The sequence below is a fragment of the Spirosoma litoris genome, from assembly GCF_054776755.1.
On the sequence record NZ_BAAHBI010000009.1, the window covers coordinates 1 to 20017 of the forward strand.

The 20017-nt window shown below is 44.5% G+C and carries 18 protein-coding genes; 12 read left to right on the forward strand and 6 right to left on the reverse strand.

What is annotated here, in order from left to right:
* Window positions 1–128: 128 nt before the first annotated feature.
* Window positions 129–1760 carry a CotH kinase family protein gene (locus ACYVGR_RS05925; protein WP_460954540.1) on the forward strand — a complete coding sequence of 544 codons (1632 nt, stop codon included), beginning with the start codon at window positions 129–131 and terminating at the stop codon, window positions 1758–1760.
* A gap of 255 nt (window positions 1761–2015) precedes the next feature.
* Complete coding sequence (locus ACYVGR_RS05930; RefSeq protein ID WP_460954542.1) at window positions 2016–4130, forward strand: penicillin acylase family protein; 2115 nt, start codon at window positions 2016–2018, stop codon at window positions 4128–4130.
* 101 nt (window positions 4131–4231) lie between these two features.
* Here the strand turns inward: ACYVGR_RS05930 and ACYVGR_RS05935 are convergent, their stop codons facing one another.
* Window positions 4232–4786: an RNA polymerase sigma factor gene (locus tag ACYVGR_RS05935; protein ID WP_460954544.1), complete on the reverse strand. Its 555-nt coding sequence runs from the start codon at window positions 4784–4786 to the stop codon at window positions 4232–4234.
* 612 nt (window positions 4787–5398) lie between these two features.
* Here ACYVGR_RS05935 and ACYVGR_RS05940 point away from each other — a divergent pair.
* The gene (locus ACYVGR_RS05940; RefSeq protein ID WP_460954546.1) at window positions 5399–6268 is read left to right on the forward strand and encodes a glycosyltransferase family protein; all 870 of its coding nucleotides are present in this window, start codon (window positions 5399–5401) and stop codon (window positions 6266–6268) included.
* 48 nt (window positions 6269–6316) lie between these two features.
* On the opposite strand, the gene ACYVGR_RS05945 is transcribed toward ACYVGR_RS05940, so the two are convergent.
* Window positions 6317–7189, reverse strand: a complete 873-nt coding sequence (locus ACYVGR_RS05945; RefSeq protein ID WP_460954548.1) for a hydroxypyruvate isomerase family protein — start codon at window positions 7187–7189, stop codon at window positions 6317–6319.
* A gap of 81 nt (window positions 7190–7270) precedes the next feature.
* On the reverse strand, window positions 7271–8035 hold the full coding sequence (locus ACYVGR_RS05950; RefSeq protein ID WP_460954550.1) for a 3-keto-disaccharide hydrolase: 765 nt from the start codon (window positions 8033–8035) through the stop codon (window positions 7271–7273).
* A gap of 166 nt (window positions 8036–8201) precedes the next feature.
* Here ACYVGR_RS05950 and moeB point away from each other — a divergent pair, with 166 nt between their 5' ends.
* From moeB to ACYVGR_RS05975, 5 genes are all read left to right on the forward strand, one after another.
* Window positions 8202–9341 carry a molybdopterin-synthase adenylyltransferase MoeB gene (moeB, locus tag ACYVGR_RS05955; protein WP_460954552.1) on the forward strand — a complete coding sequence of 380 codons (1140 nt, stop codon included), beginning with the start codon at window positions 8202–8204 and terminating at the stop codon, window positions 9339–9341.
* A gap of 136 nt (window positions 9342–9477) precedes the next feature.
* Window positions 9478–10530 carry a lysylphosphatidylglycerol synthase transmembrane domain-containing protein gene (locus ACYVGR_RS05960; protein ID WP_460954554.1) on the forward strand — a complete coding sequence of 351 codons (1053 nt, stop codon included), beginning with the start codon at window positions 9478–9480 and terminating at the stop codon, window positions 10528–10530.
* Window positions 10531–10534: 4 nt separating this feature from the next.
* Window positions 10535–11014: a D-glycero-beta-D-manno-heptose 1-phosphate adenylyltransferase gene (gene rfaE2, locus ACYVGR_RS05965; protein WP_460954556.1), complete on the forward strand. Its 480-nt coding sequence runs from the start codon at window positions 10535–10537 to the stop codon at window positions 11012–11014.
* 194 nt (window positions 11015–11208) lie between these two features.
* The gene (locus ACYVGR_RS05970; RefSeq protein WP_460954558.1) at window positions 11209–11631 is read left to right on the forward strand and encodes a DUF2147 domain-containing protein; all 423 of its coding nucleotides are present in this window, start codon (window positions 11209–11211) and stop codon (window positions 11629–11631) included.
* A 212-nt stretch (window positions 11632–11843) separates the two neighbouring features.
* Window positions 11844–12509: a zinc metallopeptidase gene (locus tag ACYVGR_RS05975; RefSeq protein ID WP_182457942.1), complete on the forward strand. Its 666-nt coding sequence runs from the start codon at window positions 11844–11846 to the stop codon at window positions 12507–12509.
* 83 nt (window positions 12510–12592) lie between these two features.
* On the opposite strand, the gene ACYVGR_RS05980 is transcribed toward ACYVGR_RS05975, so the two are convergent.
* Window positions 12593–12991 carry a phage holin family protein gene (locus ACYVGR_RS05980; protein ID WP_460954560.1) on the reverse strand — a complete coding sequence of 133 codons (399 nt, stop codon included), beginning with the start codon at window positions 12989–12991 and terminating at the stop codon, window positions 12593–12595.
* A 76-nt stretch (window positions 12992–13067) separates the two neighbouring features.
* On the opposite strand from ACYVGR_RS05980, the gene ACYVGR_RS05985 reads away from it, so the two are divergent.
* Window positions 13068–13796, forward strand: coding sequence for a class I SAM-dependent methyltransferase (locus ACYVGR_RS05985; RefSeq protein WP_460954562.1), 729 nt, complete (start codon window positions 13068–13070; stop codon window positions 13794–13796).
* A gap of 123 nt (window positions 13797–13919) precedes the next feature.
* Window positions 13920–14729: a toxin-antitoxin system YwqK family antitoxin gene (locus ACYVGR_RS05990; protein WP_460954564.1), complete on the forward strand. Its 810-nt coding sequence runs from the start codon at window positions 13920–13922 to the stop codon at window positions 14727–14729.
* 106 nt (window positions 14730–14835) lie between these two features.
* Here the strand turns inward: ACYVGR_RS05990 and ACYVGR_RS05995 are convergent, their stop codons facing one another.
* Window positions 14836–16500 (reverse strand): amino acid permease, encoded by a 1665-nt coding sequence (locus tag ACYVGR_RS05995; protein ID WP_460954566.1) that lies wholly within the window; start codon window positions 16498–16500, stop codon window positions 14836–14838.
* A gap of 243 nt (window positions 16501–16743) precedes the next feature.
* On the opposite strand from ACYVGR_RS05995, the gene ACYVGR_RS06000 reads away from it, so the two are divergent.
* Together ACYVGR_RS06000 and ACYVGR_RS06005 are read left to right on the forward strand one after the other, a co-directional pair.
* A complete protein-coding gene (locus tag ACYVGR_RS06000) occupies window positions 16744–17919 on the forward strand; it encodes a phage integrase SAM-like domain-containing protein (protein WP_460954568.1) in 1176 nt (391 codons plus the stop codon).
* A 45-nt stretch (window positions 17920–17964) separates the two neighbouring features.
* A complete protein-coding gene (locus ACYVGR_RS06005; protein WP_460954570.1) occupies window positions 17965–18381 on the forward strand; it encodes a hypothetical protein in 417 nt (138 codons plus the stop codon).
* An 865-nt stretch (window positions 18382–19246) separates the two neighbouring features.
* On the opposite strand, the gene ACYVGR_RS06010 is transcribed toward ACYVGR_RS06005, so the two are convergent.
* Window positions 19247–19972, reverse strand: a complete 726-nt coding sequence (locus ACYVGR_RS06010; protein ID WP_460954572.1) for a hypothetical protein — start codon at window positions 19970–19972, stop codon at window positions 19247–19249.
* Window positions 19973–20017: the final 45 nt, after the last annotated feature.

Consider the following 20017-nt stretch of genomic DNA (forward strand, 5'->3'; position numbering starts at 1 on the left):
AAGTTCGCACCTCAAAATTCACACAGCTTTGGGGATTTTCCGTAAAGTTTAAACAGCCTCTTCATCAATAATTCTATACATCCAAGAAAATAGGCGTATTTTTATATTCTAATTAGTATCTTACTCCTATGCGCTTGTTTTCTTTTCTCGCACTCATCGTTAGTTTTCTCCACTTTTCCGTATCTGCGCAAACACTCACTTCATCCAAACTTCCTATCCTGATTATTAACACGAATGGGCAAACGATACCTGATGACCCAAAGATTGTAGCCAACTTACAGATTATTGACAATGGTACTGGGAAAACGAATACGGTAACCGACAAACCTTCCTTCAGCAGCAAAATCGGTATTGAATTACGGGGAGCTACATCGCAGCAATTGTTCCCGAAGAAACCGTACGGATTTGAACTACGCGACACTTCCGGGGTAAACTCTGTTAATGCCTCCATCCTGGGCATGCCATCCGAATCGGACTGGGTTTTGAATGCGACTTATAATGACAAAACCCTGATTCGGGAAACGCTCACCTATGATTTGAACCGGCAGATGAGCAAGTATTACACGCCACGCTACCGCTATTGTGAGGTCATCGTCAATGGTAGTTATAATGGCATTTACATTCTATTCGAGAAGATCAAGCGGGATAAAAACCGGGTCAATATTACTAGTATCAAAACAACCGATATATCGGGCGATGCCCTGACAGGAGGCTATATTTTCAAGATCGATAAAACCGAAGGATCGGCATCGCGCGAATGGAATTCGGCCTATAAAACCAATGGGAAAAATATCCTGATTCAGATTGACCGACCAAAGCCAGAAGACCTCGCCGAACCTCAATTTCAATACGCCAAACAATTCGTAACCGATTTCGAGAATGCACTGAAAGGTGAACAATATCAGGACTCGCTGGTGGGCTATCGAAAATATATCAACGATGATTCGTTTGTCGATTACTTGCTCTTGACGGAGGTCTGTAAAAATGTGGACGGCTATCGGCTCAGTTCATTTTTCTACAAAGACCGCGATAGTAAAGGCGGAAAATTGGTCATGGGACCAATCTGGGACTACAACCTGACCTATGGGAATGCCAATTATTGCAACGGCAATTCTTATCAGGGATGGGTATACGATTTTACCCGTACCTGCGCGACTGATGATTTTCAAATGCCATTCTGGTGGGATCGTCTATTGAGCGACAAAGCGTTTGCCAGCAAAGTTCGCATTAAGTATCAGGCTCTTCGCAAGAACGTACTCAAAACCGAACGGATTCAAAATTACATCGACTCGGTAGCTACAGAGCTGACCGACGCCCGTACCCGCAACTTCCAGCGTTGGCTCGTTATTGGTGTGTACGTCTGGCCGAATGGTTATGTGGGGCAAACCTATCAACAGGAAATCGATTACCTGAAAACCTGGGTTAAAAACCGATTAGAGTGGATAGACAACGCCATATTACCCTTTGGCTCCGACGTGCTAGCCACCGAACCTGCCGATGGATTTAAATTAACCATCAGCCCAAATCCATCCGCAGGTGATGTTACCATACAGTATCAACTTCAGCAGCGAACTAACGTGCGACTGATCATTACCGATGCCACTGGTCGACCGATGAATAGCCTATCCTGGCCTAATCAAGCAGCGGGCGATCATCAGGAAATAGTACCTGCTCGTTCTTTACCCACGGCACCGGGCACTTATGTTCTGCAACTTGACCTGGATGGGCAGCCCGTTAGCCGGAAGCTACTGCGGTTCTAAAACAACGACATTCCTTAACCAGAAAGCATACTACGCAAAAAAAGATCTTGGGGGTACCCTCTCCGTCAACTTAATTGTCATTCAGCTAATGAAGCTATTTTAGCTTTCGAGCCTACAGAATCAATCTAGTCTATGGGCCACTAACTAGCGAATTAAACCTGAATGATGATGCATCTAAAAATCTATTTCGTTCTTATTTTCTTTGGGCTATGGGCCAGATCCACGGTCGCGCAGACGCCGTTTTCTAGTCAGGAGATGGCAGATTTACAAAAGCGGGCCAAGGGCATCGAGATTGTCAAGGATACCTATGGTGTTCCGCACGTATATGCAAAAACCGACGCCGATGCCGTGTTTGGCCTTATGTATGTGCAATGCGAAGAATTCTTTGATAAAGTAGAAGCATCGCTAATTAGTCGATTAGGACGCACGGCTGAAACGGAAGGCGAATCCGCTATTTACCGCGATCTCTGGTCGCGCATGTTCATCGACTCTGCGCAGGCCGTTCAACTGTATAAAAAAACGCCAGCTTGGCTCAAGAAACTCTGCGACGCTCACGCTGCGGGCATTAACTATTATATAATCACCCATCCGGCCGTCAAGCCCAAACTGCTTACTCGGGTTGAGCCCTGGATGATCCTGATGAACAACGTACCCGCGATGGGTGGAAGCAATGTCAGTGAAGCCGATTTCAAAGCGTTCTATTTGAAAGAAGCCAATCAAAACCCAACCGTCAGCCGCAGTTTTACCGCTGAACCACCAAAAAATGACGGGTCAAACGGCTGGGCGCTGGCTCCCTCCCGCACGAAGAGCAAGAAAGCGATACTCTTTATTAACCCGCACGCCGAATACTACGGCCGGATTGAAATTCAGGTGGTTAGCGATGAAGGACTTAATTCGTATGGTGCGCCTTTCCTGGGCCAGTTCAATCTTTTTCAGGGGTTCAATGAATTCTGTGGCTGGATGCACCCCGTTTCGCTTTCGGATGCTAAAGATCTCTATGCCGAAGATATCGAGAAGAAAAAAGGGAAATGGATGTACCGTTACAACGGGGTCTGGAAACCAGTAGACAGCACTGTTATTGACGTACGTTACAAGAAAGGAAGGGGATGGGCAACCAGGAAATTCGTCATCTATCGTACGCACCACGGACCGGTTGTATATGCCACCGCTACTCGTTGGATTACCCTAAAAACCTTCGAGCCTAATATCGAGCTACTGGGTATGCACTGGTTGAAAATGAAGGCACGTAACCTGAAAGAATTTACGGCAGCTATTAACGCCCGAGCTATGGTTGGCAGTAATGTGGTGTATGCCGATAAAGCGGGGAATATCGCTTACTGGCACGGCAATTTCGTACCCAGGAAAAACCCATTGCTCGATTGGAAACGACCTGTAGACGGAAGCACGTCGGCAACGGAATGGCAGGGAACCCATGAGTTAACCGAAATACCACACTACATCAACCCGGCAAATGGCTGGTTACAGAACTGCAATTCAACCCCTTTGTATGGTGCTGGTGAGTTATCCACCGAAATGCTAAAGTTACCAGCCTACATGCTACCCGATGGCCACACACCTCGGGCCGTCCACGCTGTACGCGTATTAACGCCCCTGAAAAATGCAACAATGGACGATGTTATTGCCGCTTCGTACGATACGTATCTGCCTAGTGGAGAGCGGTTTATTCCCAGTCTGATTGCGGCATACCAGTCAATAACGAATGACTCTCTCAAGACAAAATTGGCACAACCGATAGATGTCCTACAGAAATGGAACTTTAAAACAGATACAAACTCGGTGGCCACGACACTAACCGTACATTGGCTGGAAAAAGTCATTGCGTTGGACATGGCCCGTTTGCCCAAACCCGCTACTACCGAAGAACAATACTCGCTAACCAACGGGGCCGCCGTTACCACTGAGTTCTTATCGCCGATGGAACAGGTCACAGCGTTAGCTCAGGTCATAACTGAACTCGAAAAAGAATTTGGGACCTGGCAGGTAACCTGGGGAACAGACAACCGTTTTCAGCGGATTGCGGAAAACGATCCCAGCGATGATAAACTTAGCTGGGCTGTTCCGGCAACGCCTGGCTTTATGGGTTCGCTGAATGCGTATGTGAGCAAAAAAACGACCAAAACGCATAAACGATATGGCATCACAGGCAATACCTTCGTTGCTGCGGTTGAGTTTGGCGACAAGCTTCGAGCCAAGACGATTTTAACAGGAGGCTCCAGTTCTGATCCGGCATCGCCACACTACACCGATCAGGTGAATGGTTACATTACAGGTCAGTACAAGGAGATTTATTTCTACAAGGACGACGTATATAAACACGCCGAGAAAATATACCACCCAGGCGATAATTAAGTCGATGAGTGTTCAAGTTCCAGGTTTCAAGTTTCAAGTTCCATTTGGTGGCCTGCTAACCTGGAACTTGAAACTTGAAACCTGGAACCTTAAATACCAACTCAGGCAATTCCGATAGCTTTCTCAACGGCAAATCGAATTACTTTCATTGATCGAACCATATGCTTTTTGATGGCATGGCTCGATATACCTAAGATTTGAGCAGCCTCGCCGTAACTTTTCCCCTGTTGCCTACATAGGGTAAATACGGCACGGCTTTGGGGCGGTAATGAGTCTAAAACGTCCTGAAGAAATTGCTGATATTCCCTGGCTACAATGGCGTCTTCGGTATCGTTTGTTGAGGTATAATACCACCTTACTGCTTCTGTCTTTATCCGATCTTCTACGGCAGCCCGCTTAAGGAAGTTAAACGTATGGTTTCGGGTAATCGTGAACAAATAGGGTTTAAAGGCATGAATGTCTTTTGTGGCTACACGATCTTCCCATAGTTTCATGAATACCTCCTGGCAAATGTCATTCGACAGATCCGTTGATTTCAGAAATTTACAGACGAAACGATGGATACTAGGTCGGTAAAAGTCATATAGTTTGCCGAATGCCTTTTCATCTCCCTCAGAAATTTGATTAAGCAAACTGCTTTCGTTGAAAAAAGTCATTGACCGAAGTGAGTGAAGTTATAATCAGTACAATTTTAGCTGAATGCCCATACGCTGGTCGTGCCAGAATTAGTTGCAGATTCACAAAGAGACTTACTATAAGCCTAAAAAATCATTTTTATTTAAAATTATATTCTGTAAATTATGTAAATGTAAAATATAATTTTAAATATATTCAAAATACCTACATAAATCATCAGATTACTTAATTTAACGTGAATAATGGCTCAGCTTCCATTTAATTCTTTGATTATCAACGTTTTTTTCATCCCGACCGGTCCGCCGGTGCGGCAGGAGGGATCCGCTCCGGCGGACCGGTCGGGATGAAAAAACCAACTTCTATCTATCTGATTGTCAGTATTTTATATATTATATCAACCCATTATTCACGTTAATCTATCAGGTAAAAGCTAATCCATATTTTGTGTGCCCCGATGGTGTCACAGGTTTATAGCACTAGTGCCTTTACTATAAGCATCTGACCCCATTAGGTTCAGATAGGCTGTAAATGATTCAACTCAAGCTTCCTGCTTCTTTGCTGAATCACGCGTCTGGCACCTAACGAAAACGGACTTATCTTTACCAGCTCGTAGTCAATCCAATTTGCTCCCCATGAAAGTAGCCGGATTCAGTTTTATCCGCAATGCCGTTCAATTTGATTATCCTATTGTTGAGGCTATCACCTCGGTCCTGCCCTTATGCGATGAATTTGTGATTGCTGTTGGTGACTCAGACGACGATACACTTGGGTTGATTGAATCGATCAAGTCCGATAAGATTCGCATTATTCGAACAACCTGGGATGATACGGCCAAAGCCGGAGGACGTGTGTTAGCTCTGGAAACCGACAAAGCGCTGGCAGCCGTTTCGCCGGATGCTGATTGGGCGTTTTACATCCAGGGCGATGAGGTACTGCATGAACAGTCGATTCCGGTTGTGAAGCAGGCTATGGAGCAGTACCTGAACGACAAGAGTGTGGATGGGCTATTGTTCAAATACCTGCACTTCTACGGTTCCTATAGCTATATAGGCGACTCTCGACGCTGGTATCGACGCGAAATACGGGTGATTCGAAATACTGGAAATGTGGTATCGTATAAAGATGCCCAAGGGTTTCGGACGCGCGCTAACCAGAAGCTGAAGGTGAAGTTGATTGACGCCTATATCTATCACTACGGATGGGTAAAACCGCCCGAAACACAGAAAAAACGCCTACGCAATGCGAATCATTTCTGGAATACCAGCGAAACCATTGCCCAGGCCGATGCCAGTGTGGATGCCTTCGATTATAGTCAAATCGACTCACTGGCACACTTTACAGGTACCCACCCTGCCGTGATGCAAGCCCGTGTTGATCGCTTGAACTGGCCATTTACATTCGATACCAACCAGAAACGCTACTCCGCCAGAGTCCGTTTTCTAACCTTCATGGAAAAACTCACCGGCTGGCGTATTGGCGAGTATAAGAATTATAAACTATAAAGGTAGAAAAGGGAGTAAGGAAGCCCTTACTCCCTTTTCTACCCTTTTTTAAACGTCACATATAGCCACTGATTCTTTCAGGCTGGTTAATGGGTCGCGCTTGGGGATGAACTCCTGCGCCACAAAACCTTTGAAACCTGTGTCGACAATAGCTTTCATGATGGCAGGATAATAAAGTTCCTGTGTCTCATCGATTTCATTCCGGCCAGGATTACCGCCCGTGTGGTAATGGCCAAAGTACTTATTATTCTCACGGATCGTCCGAATAATATCGCCCTCCATGATCTGCATATGATAGATATCATAGAGCAGTTTGAAATTCTCAGAACCTACTTTTTTGCAAAGTTCAACGCCCCAAGCCGAGTGATCGCACATGTAATCTTTGTGATCAACCTTACTGTTAAGCAGTTCCATGATCATCGTGATGCCATACTTTTCAGCACTTGGCATTAGGCGTTTCAAACCAACAGCGCAGTTTTCTAACCCCTGCTCGTTGCTCATACCCCGACGATTGCCCGAAAAGCAAATAACTTGTGTCAGTCCCGCTTCTTTCATTTTCGGAAAAATAGCTTCGTAACTGGCTACCAGTTCGTCGTGGAATTTTGGGTCGTTGAAACCATCTGGAATCCCTTTTCCGGCTCCCTGTGCCATCGAACAGGTCAGGCCATATTTTTTTAGAGTAGGCCATTCAGCGGGGCCAGTTAAGTCAATTCCTTTGATGCCCATTTCCTTAGCCGATTTGCATAGGTCATCGAGCGAAATTTTACTATAACACCACCGGCAAACCGCGTGATTGATACGTCCTTTCAGCATGGGAGCTGCTTGTTCAGATTGAGACATGGCACTGGCGAAGGAATTAGTCAGAGCAGGCAGCGTTAGTGCCGTACCCGTTAATGTTTTGAGAGCCGTTCGGCGTATCATAATGAGTGAAAGGGTGAAAGAGTGAAAGAATGATTGTGCGTCAGCTTGCTCTTTCGCTCATTCACTCTTTCACTCATTAGTTTACAGTTCGCGAATTCGAATATTGCGATACCAGACTTTGTTCCCGTGGTCTTGCAGAGCGATATGCCCTGTCGAATACTTACCAAAGCCTTCCCATCCCTTAAATTTACTCTCTGACACCATTTTGTCCCATTCAGGACCACTGGTTGGATACTCAGCTGTTTTCTTTCCATTCAGGAATTGCTCCGCTTTACCATCTTTGATGATCAACTTGGCTTTATTCCATTCACCAGCCGGTTTGGCGGCTCCGAGGTTAACAGGCTTTTGTAAATCATATAGAGCACCAGCAGTCCGGTTGTTATCACGGCCTTGCTTAGCATCGGGGTGGCGCTCATTATCCAGAACCTGCATTTCGGGACCGGTCTGATACGTAGCCCGGTATTTCGGATCTTCGTGAACGTGGTAAATAATGCCACTGTTGCCTCCTTCGGCAATTTTCCATTCTACCTCCAGCTCGAAATCGCCATATTCTTTATCCGTGACTAAATCACCAGCCCCACCTGCCGTTAAGTGAATAGCTCCATTGTCGACAGTCCATTTTTCGGAGATGGGTTGTCCTGATTTTAAGTAAATATGCCAACCTGTTAACGTTTTGCCATCAAACAGAGTCTCCCACTTGCCTTTTTTGGCCATAACCTCACTATTTTTACTAATAGCAGGTTTTGGAACGCTAGTTGCCTGGATAGGATTGTTAACAAAGGTCATAGTCAGAGCGAGCAGACCAACAGCCAGGGGTTTTCCGACTGTAAAATAGGTATTGTTCATGGTTGAGAAACGTTTGGATTTTGCCGGGGCAATAGTACTAAAAAAAAGTACATACAGGACGTTTACGAAATATTTACGCCAGATGTTAGTTTAGCGCAATTTTAGTGACGAGAAATCTGTTTGTTTATAGCGCTATAACCTCACCCAACTTAATATAGACAATTCTATGGAAGCAACAACGCTGGTACCTTCCGAACAGCAACGCTATCAGAAACACCTGAATCTGCCCGAAATTGGCCCAGCAGGTCAACTAAGGCTCAAAAATTCGCGTGTACTAGTCGTTGGCGCTGGTGGATTAGGATGCCCGGTTCTGCTCTATCTGACAGCTGCTGGCGTTGGTACAATTGGCGTTATTGATCCAGATAAAGTTGATTTAAGCAATTTGCAACGTCAGGTGCTTTATACAACCGATGAAATCGGAAAGCCTAAAGCCAAGATCGCCGTTAATCATCTGAATCGGCTCAATCCAGATATTACCTTCGATACCTACACGATGTCGCTGGATATCAGTAATGCCCGTTCTATTATCGAAGCGTACGATATTGTGGTCGACTGCACCGACAATTTTAAAGTGCGTTATTTAGTTAATGATGTTTGTGTTACGCTTGGAAAACCGTTCGTATATGGGGCTATTCATCGGTTTGAAGGCCAGGTAGCTGTGCTCAATGCCGATCTGGGCGATGGTCGTTGGGGGCCAACCTACCGATGCTTATTTCCCGAGTATCCCAACGAAATTGAAATTCCTAATTGCAATGATACTGGTGTGTTAGGCGTGTTACCGGGCGTAATTGGCACCTATCAGGCTAACGAAGTTATCAAACTGATTACAGGCGTTGGCCAGCCGCTGAATGAACATTTGTTGATGGTCGATTTACTGTCGATGGGTCAACAGAAAATCAAGAATAAACGCCGGGCCGATGCTGTCGAACTGGCTCGACAAGGCTTGACGACAGCGGGTTTACGTCCAACTCCGGGTGCATTGGGACCACAGAAAATGTCGGTTCAGGAGCTATCAGAACGCCTGGCCATGGGCGACGATATTTTCCTACTGGATGTTCGGGAACGACCTGAATATGATTTGTGCCACCTGGAAGGCTCTGTATTGATTCCGGTAGGTATGATTCCAAACAATCGGAAACGTATTCCTACCGATCGACCTGTTGTCATTTATTGTCACCACGGTATCCGATCGGCCAATGTGGCTCAATACTTATATGCACAGGGCGGACTGACAAATCTATATAATCTCGACGGGGGTATTAATGCCTGGGCACGGGACATTGAGCCCGAAATGGCGGTATACTAGCAGTCATTTGCTAAACGTTACCGTTCATTTCAATGAAACTCCGTTACTTTGTAGCGGAGTTTTTTTAATGTAGCGCGGCTAAGAAGCCGTATTTCTAGTACTCTCAGCGCGACTTTCCAGCCGTGTTACGCACTGTATGAATCTCAAGAATATACTCAAATACCTTGTTTCTCTCTCTATTGCCGGGGGATTACTGTGGTTTACCTTTCAGCAAAGCCATCTCGATGCGGCTGGTTTATGGCAGAAAATCAAAGCTGCCGATTATCGTTGGGTATTACTTTCAGCTGTACTTACTCTTGTAGCCCACTGGAGTCGTGCCGAACGCTGGCGTGTTTTATTGGAACCCGTTGTCCCCCAACGACCTACTTCGCTTGATGCAACCGTGAGTGTTCTGACGGGTTATCTGGCCAATATGGCCCTACCCCGCGCTGGTGAATTTATCCGCTGCGGAACCCTGTATCGGCTATCGGCAGTCCCCGTCAATGTTAGTTTTGGCGCAGTTGTCGCCGAACGACTCTTCGATTTGTTGATGCTGGTATTATTACTGGCGGCTACATTTGTGCTGGAGTTTGATCGTATCAGTCAATTCTTTCTCGATTTTCTGGGTGGTAAGCTCCCCAAAGGTTCGAGTGGTTCAGGGATATTACTGCTGGTAGCTGCCGTACTGTTAGGCGGTGCGTTGCTTGCCTGGTTTCTGTTCAACCGTTACCGGGAAGCACTGGGTCGTCATCCCTTATACCAAAAGGTCAGCGGCTTTCTAAAAGGATTATTGGATGGCCTGTTAAGCGTTCGAAAAATACACAGACCCGGCGCTTTTGTGTTTCATACATTGCTCATTTGGACAATGTATTACTTAATGTCGTATACCCTGTTTTTTGCCATGCCTGCCACCGAAAACCTCGGCCCATTGGCTGGGTTAACGATTCTTATGGTTGGCACACTGGGTATGGCAGCACCTACGCCGGGAGGCATCGGTTCCTTTCACTTGCTGGTTGGTCAGGTAGCCTTGCTTTATGGCCTTACCAGCCAGGATGGCCAGATACTAGCTACGTTCATTCACGGCGTTTCCACCCTGATGATCATTATTCTGGGCGTTTTGGCGCTATTAGTCGTACTACTCCGACGGAACAAAACCACCGAATTGCCCGATGTACTGGACGATCCTAAAGCTGTGAAACTGGAGCCGTAACGTTATGACCGAATCTAAAATTCTTACTCGCGAGCAAGCCATTCGTCAGGCTGAACAATGGCGCGCTGAGGGCAAAAAAATTGTTTTTACGAACGGCTGTTTCGACATTGTTCACCTGGGTCATATTGATTACCTCGAAAAAGCCCGTGCTCTCGGCGACCGTATGATTCTGGGTCTCAACACCGATGCATCGGTTAGTTGTATCAAAGGCCCATTACGCCCTGTCGTGAACGAGTACGCTCGCGCCCGACTCATGGCTGCCCTCGAATTTATTGATGCCGTCACGCTTTTTGGAGAATCAACCCCACTTGAACTGATCGAAGCGGTTAAGCCCGACATTCTGGTTAAGGGCAACGACTACACAGTCGAAAATATCGTCGGTTCCGATTTTGTGCTGGGACGCGGTGGCCGCGTCGAAACGGTTGCGCTTGTACCGGGTTATTCGACTACCAAGCTCATTGAACGAATCAAGCAAAGTTATTAGCCCTTTATAGAACCGCACCGGCTCCTCGGGCTGATTTTTAAGATTATTATCATTATTCGCCCATTTAATCTACTATGTTTATGGATTTAGAAATATATTCTATATTTTTAAGTTCTGTTACGGATCAATGGTAAGCTGTTAGCTAGGCTACGGAGTCGTTTCAGTTGATTATCACCCTATAAATCAGCGTACAAATGACTTCATTACGCAGCCAGCGTTATTTCTGGGGCTTAAGCCTGATAGTGCTTCTCCTCTGGCCTATTACTGGTAAATCGTCGACAGACCACACCGGAGATCAGATTTTGGGGCGCTGGTTATTTCCGGCCAAAGGATCAAGTGTGGAAATCTATAAATCTGGCAATCGTTATTTTGGCCGCATTTTCGACGTCAGTACCACTGGTAAAGACCAGTTTGGTGTCGTTAAGAATCAACTATTGATGCAGAACCTATCCTTCGACGGCAAAGGCTGGTCAAGTGGTCAATTGATTCATCCGAAAACAGGAAATCATTTTGATATTGAACTTCAACTCCTCGATTCGCAGACACTTACTGCACGGGTTTATAAGGGATTTCGGTGGCTGCATAAAGAATATGTATTGACGCGGGCACCTCAATAACATCCTTATTTTTCGACATTGGTATTCGGCTCTATTCGTTCAGCGGGTAGAGCCGAATGCGTTTTGGGTGTTTAAATGGCCCGCAGGCTTGATAAATGGTCAACCTATCGGGATACTTTTTGGCCTAACCATTGTTTTACTACTAACGACCGAATACCTTGGTCGTTTAATTGAAACCACAAACCTGACTAATTGAGATGATCTGGTTAATTATGATTCTTACCTTCGGCGCTAGCGCATTTGTGAGCTGGCGATTACGAAGCAAATTCAATGAATACTCCCAAATTGGCCTGAGCAATGGCTTAAGCGGTGCTGAAGTGGCGCAAAAGATGCTAAACGAAAATGGTATCTATGATGTCCGCGTTGTATCGGTTGAAGGGATGCTCACCGATCACTATAACCCGGAAGAAAAAACCGTAAACCTGAGCGCCGATGTGTATTATGGCCGAAGTGTAGCCGCTGCGGCTGTTGCGGCCCACGAGTGCGGGCACGCTGTGCAACACAAGCTAGCCTACGCTCCTCTGAAATTCCGTTCGGCCATGGTTCCAGTGCTAACGGTTTCATCGCAATGGATGCAATGGATTCTGCTCGCCGGTGTTTTATTGATCCGTACAACGCCTATTCCATTAGCCATTGGGGTTGCTCTGTTTGCCTTAACAACGCTATTTAGCTTTGTTACCTTACCCGTTGAGTTCGATGCCAGCAAAAGAGCTTTGGCCTGGATTCAAAACCGGGGCGTTGTGAATCAGCGCGAATATGGTTTTGCTAAAGATGCGCTTTGGTGGGCTGCTATGACCTATGTGGTTGCTGCTCTAGGCTCATTAGCCACGTTGCTCTACTACGCCAGCCTCTTGCTGGGTGGTCGTCGGAGCGACTAACCAATTGATAATTGCCTATAATCAAAAAGCCGGATCGACATCGATCCGGCTTTTTGATTAGTAAACTGGTAGTATAGTCATTATCAGGCCAATCGTAAATACGAAAACAGATAAGTAACATAACCCGATTCAACCATTTCGGGCGTTGGCGACGAGCGGTCGATCAACATGCCAGCTACAGCAACTGCCAGGGCAATAACGAGTGCAGGCCAGAAACCGACAATGGTAAAACTGTCCATGAATTTATCGATCAGTTTTAGCAAAAGAGCCGTCACCACGATTCGAACCAGTCCGGTTAGCAGGAAAAATGTAAACAGGTTAAGCGGAAAGCGAATCAGCCAACCCACAAAGAAATTCAATAAGCCTAACAGCAAGGCAATGAGTACCGCCGTTCCGAAGTTTTTAACATCAATTTGCGGCATCAGGTAAGCTAAGCCGAAAATAACGGCAGCATCAAGCAATACGTGTAAGATAAGATTCATAAACTGTCTAATTAGTTAAATTGAACAACCGTTTGCACTTGAGATAGTTTACTAATTGTACCTGAACAACGTAGCTATGCCACCACGCTGGATTCTATACTTCGCTTTACTGACGAGTGGCTACCAGGGTTGGTCACAACAAACCGTTACCACACCCCAGGCCGCGCCAGCAAATATATACCAAGTCAGGAAACCTAGTCGTGATGGTATTGGCAAAATATACCAGGGGCGGGAAATTGCGCAGGTTATGGGACACCTGGGGGCTTCGTGGCTCGAACGCCCGGAACGTGAACGCGAAGAACGCACCGATTTATTACTAAAAGCCCTGAATCTGAAACCCACCGATGTAGTGGCCGACATTGGCGCCGGAACCGGTTTTTTTACGTTCCTGATGGCCCCCAAATTAGCGAAGGGAAAAGTGCTGGCGGTTGATATTCAGCCCGAAATGATTACGTACCTCAACGAAGGTAAAGCCAAACGCAAAGCGGCTAATGTTGAGCCTATTCTCGGTACCGAATCAGACCCCAAATTAGCCGCCAGCAGTATTGATCTGGCTATTCTGATCGACGCTTATCATGAGTTTTCGTATCCCCGAGAAATGATGCAGCACATCGCATCAGCCTTAAAACCGGGTGGTCGAATCGTACTGGTCGAATACCGCGCTGAAGATCCGAACGTGCCTATCAAAGAACTTCATAAACTAAGCGTAGCCCAAGCCACGAAGGAAATGAATGTTATTGGGTTGAAGCTCCTAAAAAACGACGACCGGCTTCCGCAGCAACACATTATGTTTTTTGGCAAATAAGGATGGTACATTTTCTAATAACGAACCATTTTTCTCAGTCAATTACAACCGTTCCATCTGGTTCTGAATCTTTTAGGCATCCTATTCGATACAAGCGTTAGAGCATTCCTAAAAATTCAGTATATGCGCCATTTGTACCTTTTCGTCGGAGTATTACTTTTTTTATCTGCCTGCCAGGACGGCAATGAGGCTCAACCCCTTACGAGCCCCGTTCAATCAATCGCCGATTTACCTACCGATTATCAACCCATTCAGCATGGTAGCTCAATAACAGGCCGGTTAAAAAGTGAGACCAATGCCGGACAGTTAAGTGGCGAGTGGCGTTACAATCAGCAAGGTCAGGTAGTAGAAGGACGTCGATACCAAAACGGGCAAGTGGCTTCAGCCGATCAATATCGCTATGACACCAATGGCCGATTACGTTACGTACAACACTTCGATAATGAGTGTGGCTATTCAAGTCTCAGCACGTGCACTGGTCCGGTCAAGTGGACAAGTTATGATGAGATTGACGTCGATAACACCGGACGCATTCAGGAGAGTCGTACGTTTTTGAAACTATCGGGCCAATGGAAACTACGCAGCACAACCACTTATGAATATGATAGCCAAAATCAGCCAATAATGGTCGCGCGCTACGATGTTGCCTACAATTTAATCGTAACCCAGGCACTAACTTATGATAGTAAAGGCAACGTAGTTTCAGTACGGGAACTGAACACAGGAGCCACACCCGATCTCGCCGATCGTACATTTACCTATACCTACGACCAGGCGCTGAACCCCTATGCAGGCACTGTACATTATGTTTCCGCCTTTTTCACGAGCCGCCACCTGCAACGCGCAGCGAACGAAACCTATGACTATACAGCCAATGGCTATCCGATTCGTATTCGGCAAAATAATCTGGTAACGGAGCTATCTTATTATTAATCTTCCGCATGAGTTTATTTTTCGACAGGATTGACGGGATAAAACCGGATTTTCTAATTCACTTTTAAATCCGATTTTATCCTGTCAATCCTGTCGAAAAATTGCTCTACTGATCGGCCAGCTTACTTTTCCGGAATCCGTACGAAAAGTAAATCACTAAGCCAATCACCAGCCAGATTCCAAAAATCTTCCAGTTGCTAGCCCCCAATTCGGTCATCAGATAGAGATTCGTTAAAATACCGATTACGGGTAGTAGCGAGAAATTATACCGAAAACCCTGCACTGCCAATAGCGTCCATATTCCCCAGAACACTACGAGCAACGGCTTTTCTTCTAAAGTTTGGGCAAAGCCACCTTTTGTTAATACATAGGCCAGTGCGGCCAATAATATCACCCCAATAATGTATTTCCCATTAATATAAGGGACTTTAAACTTCGACTGAGCCGTTAGTCCCTGTGCATCCAGATACAGAATTCCGGCGCAGACTAGAATAAATGCGAAAAACGTACCTACACTAGTCAGGTCCACAAAGGTCTTCAAGTCCATAAACAAAGAAGGAACCGCAACGATAATGCCCGTAACAATAGTTGCAAACGAAGGTGTTTTGAATTTGGGATGAACTCTCGAGAAGCGTTTCCAGAGCAAGCCATCGCGGCTCATGGTCATCCAGATACGCGGCTGCCCAAGCTGGTACACCAGCAGCGCACTCGTAATCGCTACCACCGCACTTACCGAAATCACCCCTGCTACAAAATCAAGGTTCACTTTCTGAAACACATAAGCCAACGGATCGCTTACGCCCAGTTCTTTGTAATTAACCATACCCGTCAACACGAGCGTTATCAATACATACAAGGCAGTGCAAATAGCCAGACAGTAGAGCATAGCACGGGGCAGATCGCGCTGAGGGTTTTTGCATTCCTCAGCGGTGGTTGAGATCGAATCGAAGCCGATAAACGCAAAAAACACCGATGCCACTCCGCTCAGTACACCCGATACCCCATTCGGTGCAAAGGGAGACCAGTTGGCAGGTTTTACGTAGAAAGCCCCTACCCCAATTACTAATCCTATTACAGCCAATTTGAGCACAACCAGGATGTTACTCGCTGTGCGTGATTCCTTAATACCAATATAGACTAATGCTGTAATCAATACAGTAATTGCGCCAGCAGGTAAGTTGGCAATTACTTTCAGATCGCCCCACATAGGCGCATTGGCATAAGCCTCGGCCAGTAATCGTGTATTTTCGGGTAAGGTTGTCAATGCTGTGCCCGCTTGTTGGGTCTGCTGTACTAATTCGTACGCACGAGCTGCCGTACCATAGTCGGTAGCAAAGTATTTGGGAAACGTGATGCCAAATCCACTAAGCATCGATGTAAAGTACTCCGACCACGAAATAGCAACCACCATGTTACTAACCGCATATTCAAGAATAAGCGCCCAACCGATAATCCACGCAAAAATCTCCCCAAAGGCCACGTACGCATACGTATAAGCGCTACCGCTCACAGGTACCGTACTGGCAAACTGAGCATAACTAAGTGCGGTGAATACACAGGCAATCGCGGTAAATACAAATAATAAGGATACAGCCGGCCCACCGTTATAACTTGCCAGCCCAATCGTACTGAAAATACCAGCCCCAATAATAGCCGCAATGCCAAACGAAGTCAGGTCGCGAACTCCCAGCGTCTTTACAAGTTTGCTCGATTCACCTTCGGCGGCATCACTCAGGATTTGGGTTACGGTCTTTTTACGAAAAAGGGACATAAACGGAGGGAGAAAACAGTGTCTATTGATGTTAAACAGCTAAAATAGAAATTCTTTCTGGTTCCCCCAAACGCTTCAAATCGGCTCCTAGCGCAATAGTTAAGCGAAACAAATCATTATAAACGATGCAAAAACGGCCTGATTTTAAATCAGTTCTGCTTTTGCTTACTGTTCTAGTAACTAATTCTATTTTTTCGTGACGTCACACTAGTCCACCAAACTAGTGTGAATATGTACAAAAAGATGAAAACTCGCTATTGGTTTCGCAAATCACAAACGAACTCTAAAGGCAAAGGAACCATCTATGGAACTATTACCATCAACCAAGAACGGTCACAACCATTTAGTACCGGAATCCAGATTGACAAGTCGAATTGGGACACAAAGCGACAACAGGTAACAGGGAAAAACTACACGATACTGAATGACGAATTAACCAGTATCACAAACGCACTCCTAACAATAAAACAGAGCTTACAAGCTCAAGGCAAAGAAGTTACAGCCAACGCTGTTCGAGCGGAGTGGCTTAACAAGCAAGAAAAAGCCCCCTCTATTTTTATCCTTATGGATGAACACGAAAAACACCAACGATTGTACGGAACGGGCAAAAAAGGAAAACCCTTGACAGAGGAAACCTTTGAATTCTATAGTGCCAACCGGGCTTACTTCACCGATTACACTACTCAAAATAAAAATGTAGATACCAACCCCGAACACATAAACTCACTTTGGCTAACTAAATACGATAAGTTTCTTAGAACTCGTACACATAAGAAGAAACTGAATGCCACATCTGTAAAACTAGCCATCGGCTATTTGAAACATGTTCTGAGAATTGCATTAGCCAACGAACGTATTCAGAAAGCGCCAGCCCTTTACTTTAAATCAAAAGCCGTGGAACCCACCGCCCCAAAGCCGCTATCTGCCGAAGAAATCCAAACGCTTCAGACTCATACGTTCAAATGGTCACAACAGAATGCAGTAGATTGTTTCTTATTTCTTCGGTATACAGGCTTACATTATATAGACGGAAAAAAAATAACCAGTGCCGCTATTCGTACCGACGAGACGGGTACAGAGTATCTATTTATTGAACGACAAAAAACCAAAGAACCGGCACTTATCCCCTACCATCCAGAAGCCAAACGCCTTGCCGAAAAATACAACGGAATAGGCTGCTTACCCTTTAAAGGATATAGCAACTTTAGCGAACAACTACGCATTGCTGCCAAAGAAGTAGGCATTCGGGAAAATATCACACCCGGCACGGCACGGGACACGTTCGCCGATGATTGCGCAAATAATATGGGAATGAGTGACGAAAGTTTAGCCGCAATGCTTGGGCATACCACTACCGGGCAAGTAAAGAAGTACCGTAGAATCTCAATTGATAGAATTACAAAGGAATGGAAAGCCTAGTTTTAGTTACTTTGCAAGCATTTCACCCACTATAAAGCTACAAACATGAAAACATTCGTCACATCTGCATTATTGCTGTTTACCCTGATTAGTTGCAAAAAAGAGGACATTGACCAAAGGGACCAATATCTAGGGAATTACGATATTGTTGCCAAAGAAGCGGGTCCTAATAATACAGAAAGCCAATCAAGCTTGATTATCGCAAAATCCGAAAAAGTAAACGGGCTAACACTCTCCTTTCAAAACGGCATACTCCCGGCTACCATTGGCGGCAATGGCACGTTTACACTAGACCCTTATACGGTTAGTACGACTAATGCTAAAGGTTTCCCCGTCAATCAGGATTTTGAAGGAGAGGGCGCAATAACCGACAAGAGCTTACTAATGAATTTAAGGGTTACAATTCGAGAAGTCGGCAAAACGACAAAATCAACCGCTACCATAACAGGAACTAGAAAGTAGAATTAACCTTAAACGCACTCAAACACGAACGCCCGACCAATTGGTCGGGCGTTCGTGTTTGAGTGCGTTTATTAACTTAATAATCATCTCACAATGAATTTCAAAAACTCAATCGAAAACCCTCAAATTTTAAGGAAATAATTCCATATAAGCGTAGACAATTTAGATTAATGATCATCACTCTCTTGTTCCTAATAAACTTTAAAAGATTCTAATAATACCTTTTTAAGATTGTTAATATTACATTTATTTAAAGTGATAAAGTTAGATAATATTACCAGTATTCATCTTAATTAATAAAATATCATTTTGATTATATGCTATAAATATTAAATAAAATAGTATTAATATTAACTAAAGGTTATTAGAGATATTTTTAAAATAAAAAGTGGCAATATGCACGTATTCAAGTACATATTGCCACTTTTTATTTTAAAAAAAGATATTTAAGGGTTGACTTAGTTATCTTTTTTTGAATAAAACAAACGTCTTTTTCTGTAGTAAATGCCGAATATTGGTATTAAACTAAACAGTATTTCGTTTAAACTAAAATTAAGTGATTTAAGCCTAATAATACCGATAAGAGGTATATAGATCAAGATATAATACGTCATACAATCTAAAAAAAACTGTTGAGCAGTGTCTTGATTATATTTAGCATTAATGACATTAACTATTACCCCCAAGACTAGTGAAGGCATCAAAATTGCGATCCAGTATCTTACTGGAGAGCGCATGAACTTGAATATCGATTCCATGTCTTTAAAGTTTATACAGCTACAATATAATATATAAACTTAGTAAGTCAATATCTTATATTGTAGCCGTAATTTCTAATCTTGTAGTCTTAATACCAAACTAGCTTTTAGTAATTCCAAATTGTAGCCGCTGCTGCACAACTTAGACCAATAGTAACTGCACATTCAGGTCCAAATGCCATACATCCTAGAGCAGTTAGACTTCCAATAACAGTACCGCCTGCCATTGTCGCTAACGTTTTTCCTACGCAACGGCCCCAATTTCCGAAGTATTTTGAGTTGTAAGCTGCGCTATTGGGATCTGAAAAGTCAGCTGCAAAGCCACTAAAAGTAGTCCCGGAAGAAGTTGTAGAATGACTCATTACACCCAATCTTTGGCCGTACATATCATAATAACTAGTAGAGCCCGATCCTATTTTAATTAAAATCGACTCTCCAATAGCAAAAGGAGCACTTGTATTGTGATTGTCATAAAGTTCACACAAATGGTATGTTTGCCCATTCATAGTACCAGGTGTAATCTTTACAAGAACCTCTGAATGTGAAGCTCCAGACCAAGCTACCATACTAGAGGCAGATGAATTAAAACTAATAGAGCCTGGATCAATATCCCAATAATTATCATCAATACACTGATTAAGCGAATAATCCCAATGTTGTCCACTCGGACAATCTAAAACATTAGGTTGCGGCCCAATTCTCGCAGATTTATTTCCGCTATTAAATGAGACAGGTTCTTGATTTTTTTCGCAAGAATTTAACCCTATAACCATTAATAATGACAGGGTCATAATAACAGATGATTTGCTGAGTAAATTATTAATAAGATTCATGGCATTAGTTATTAATTAAAAGTGTGAGATAAATATTGATTAAGA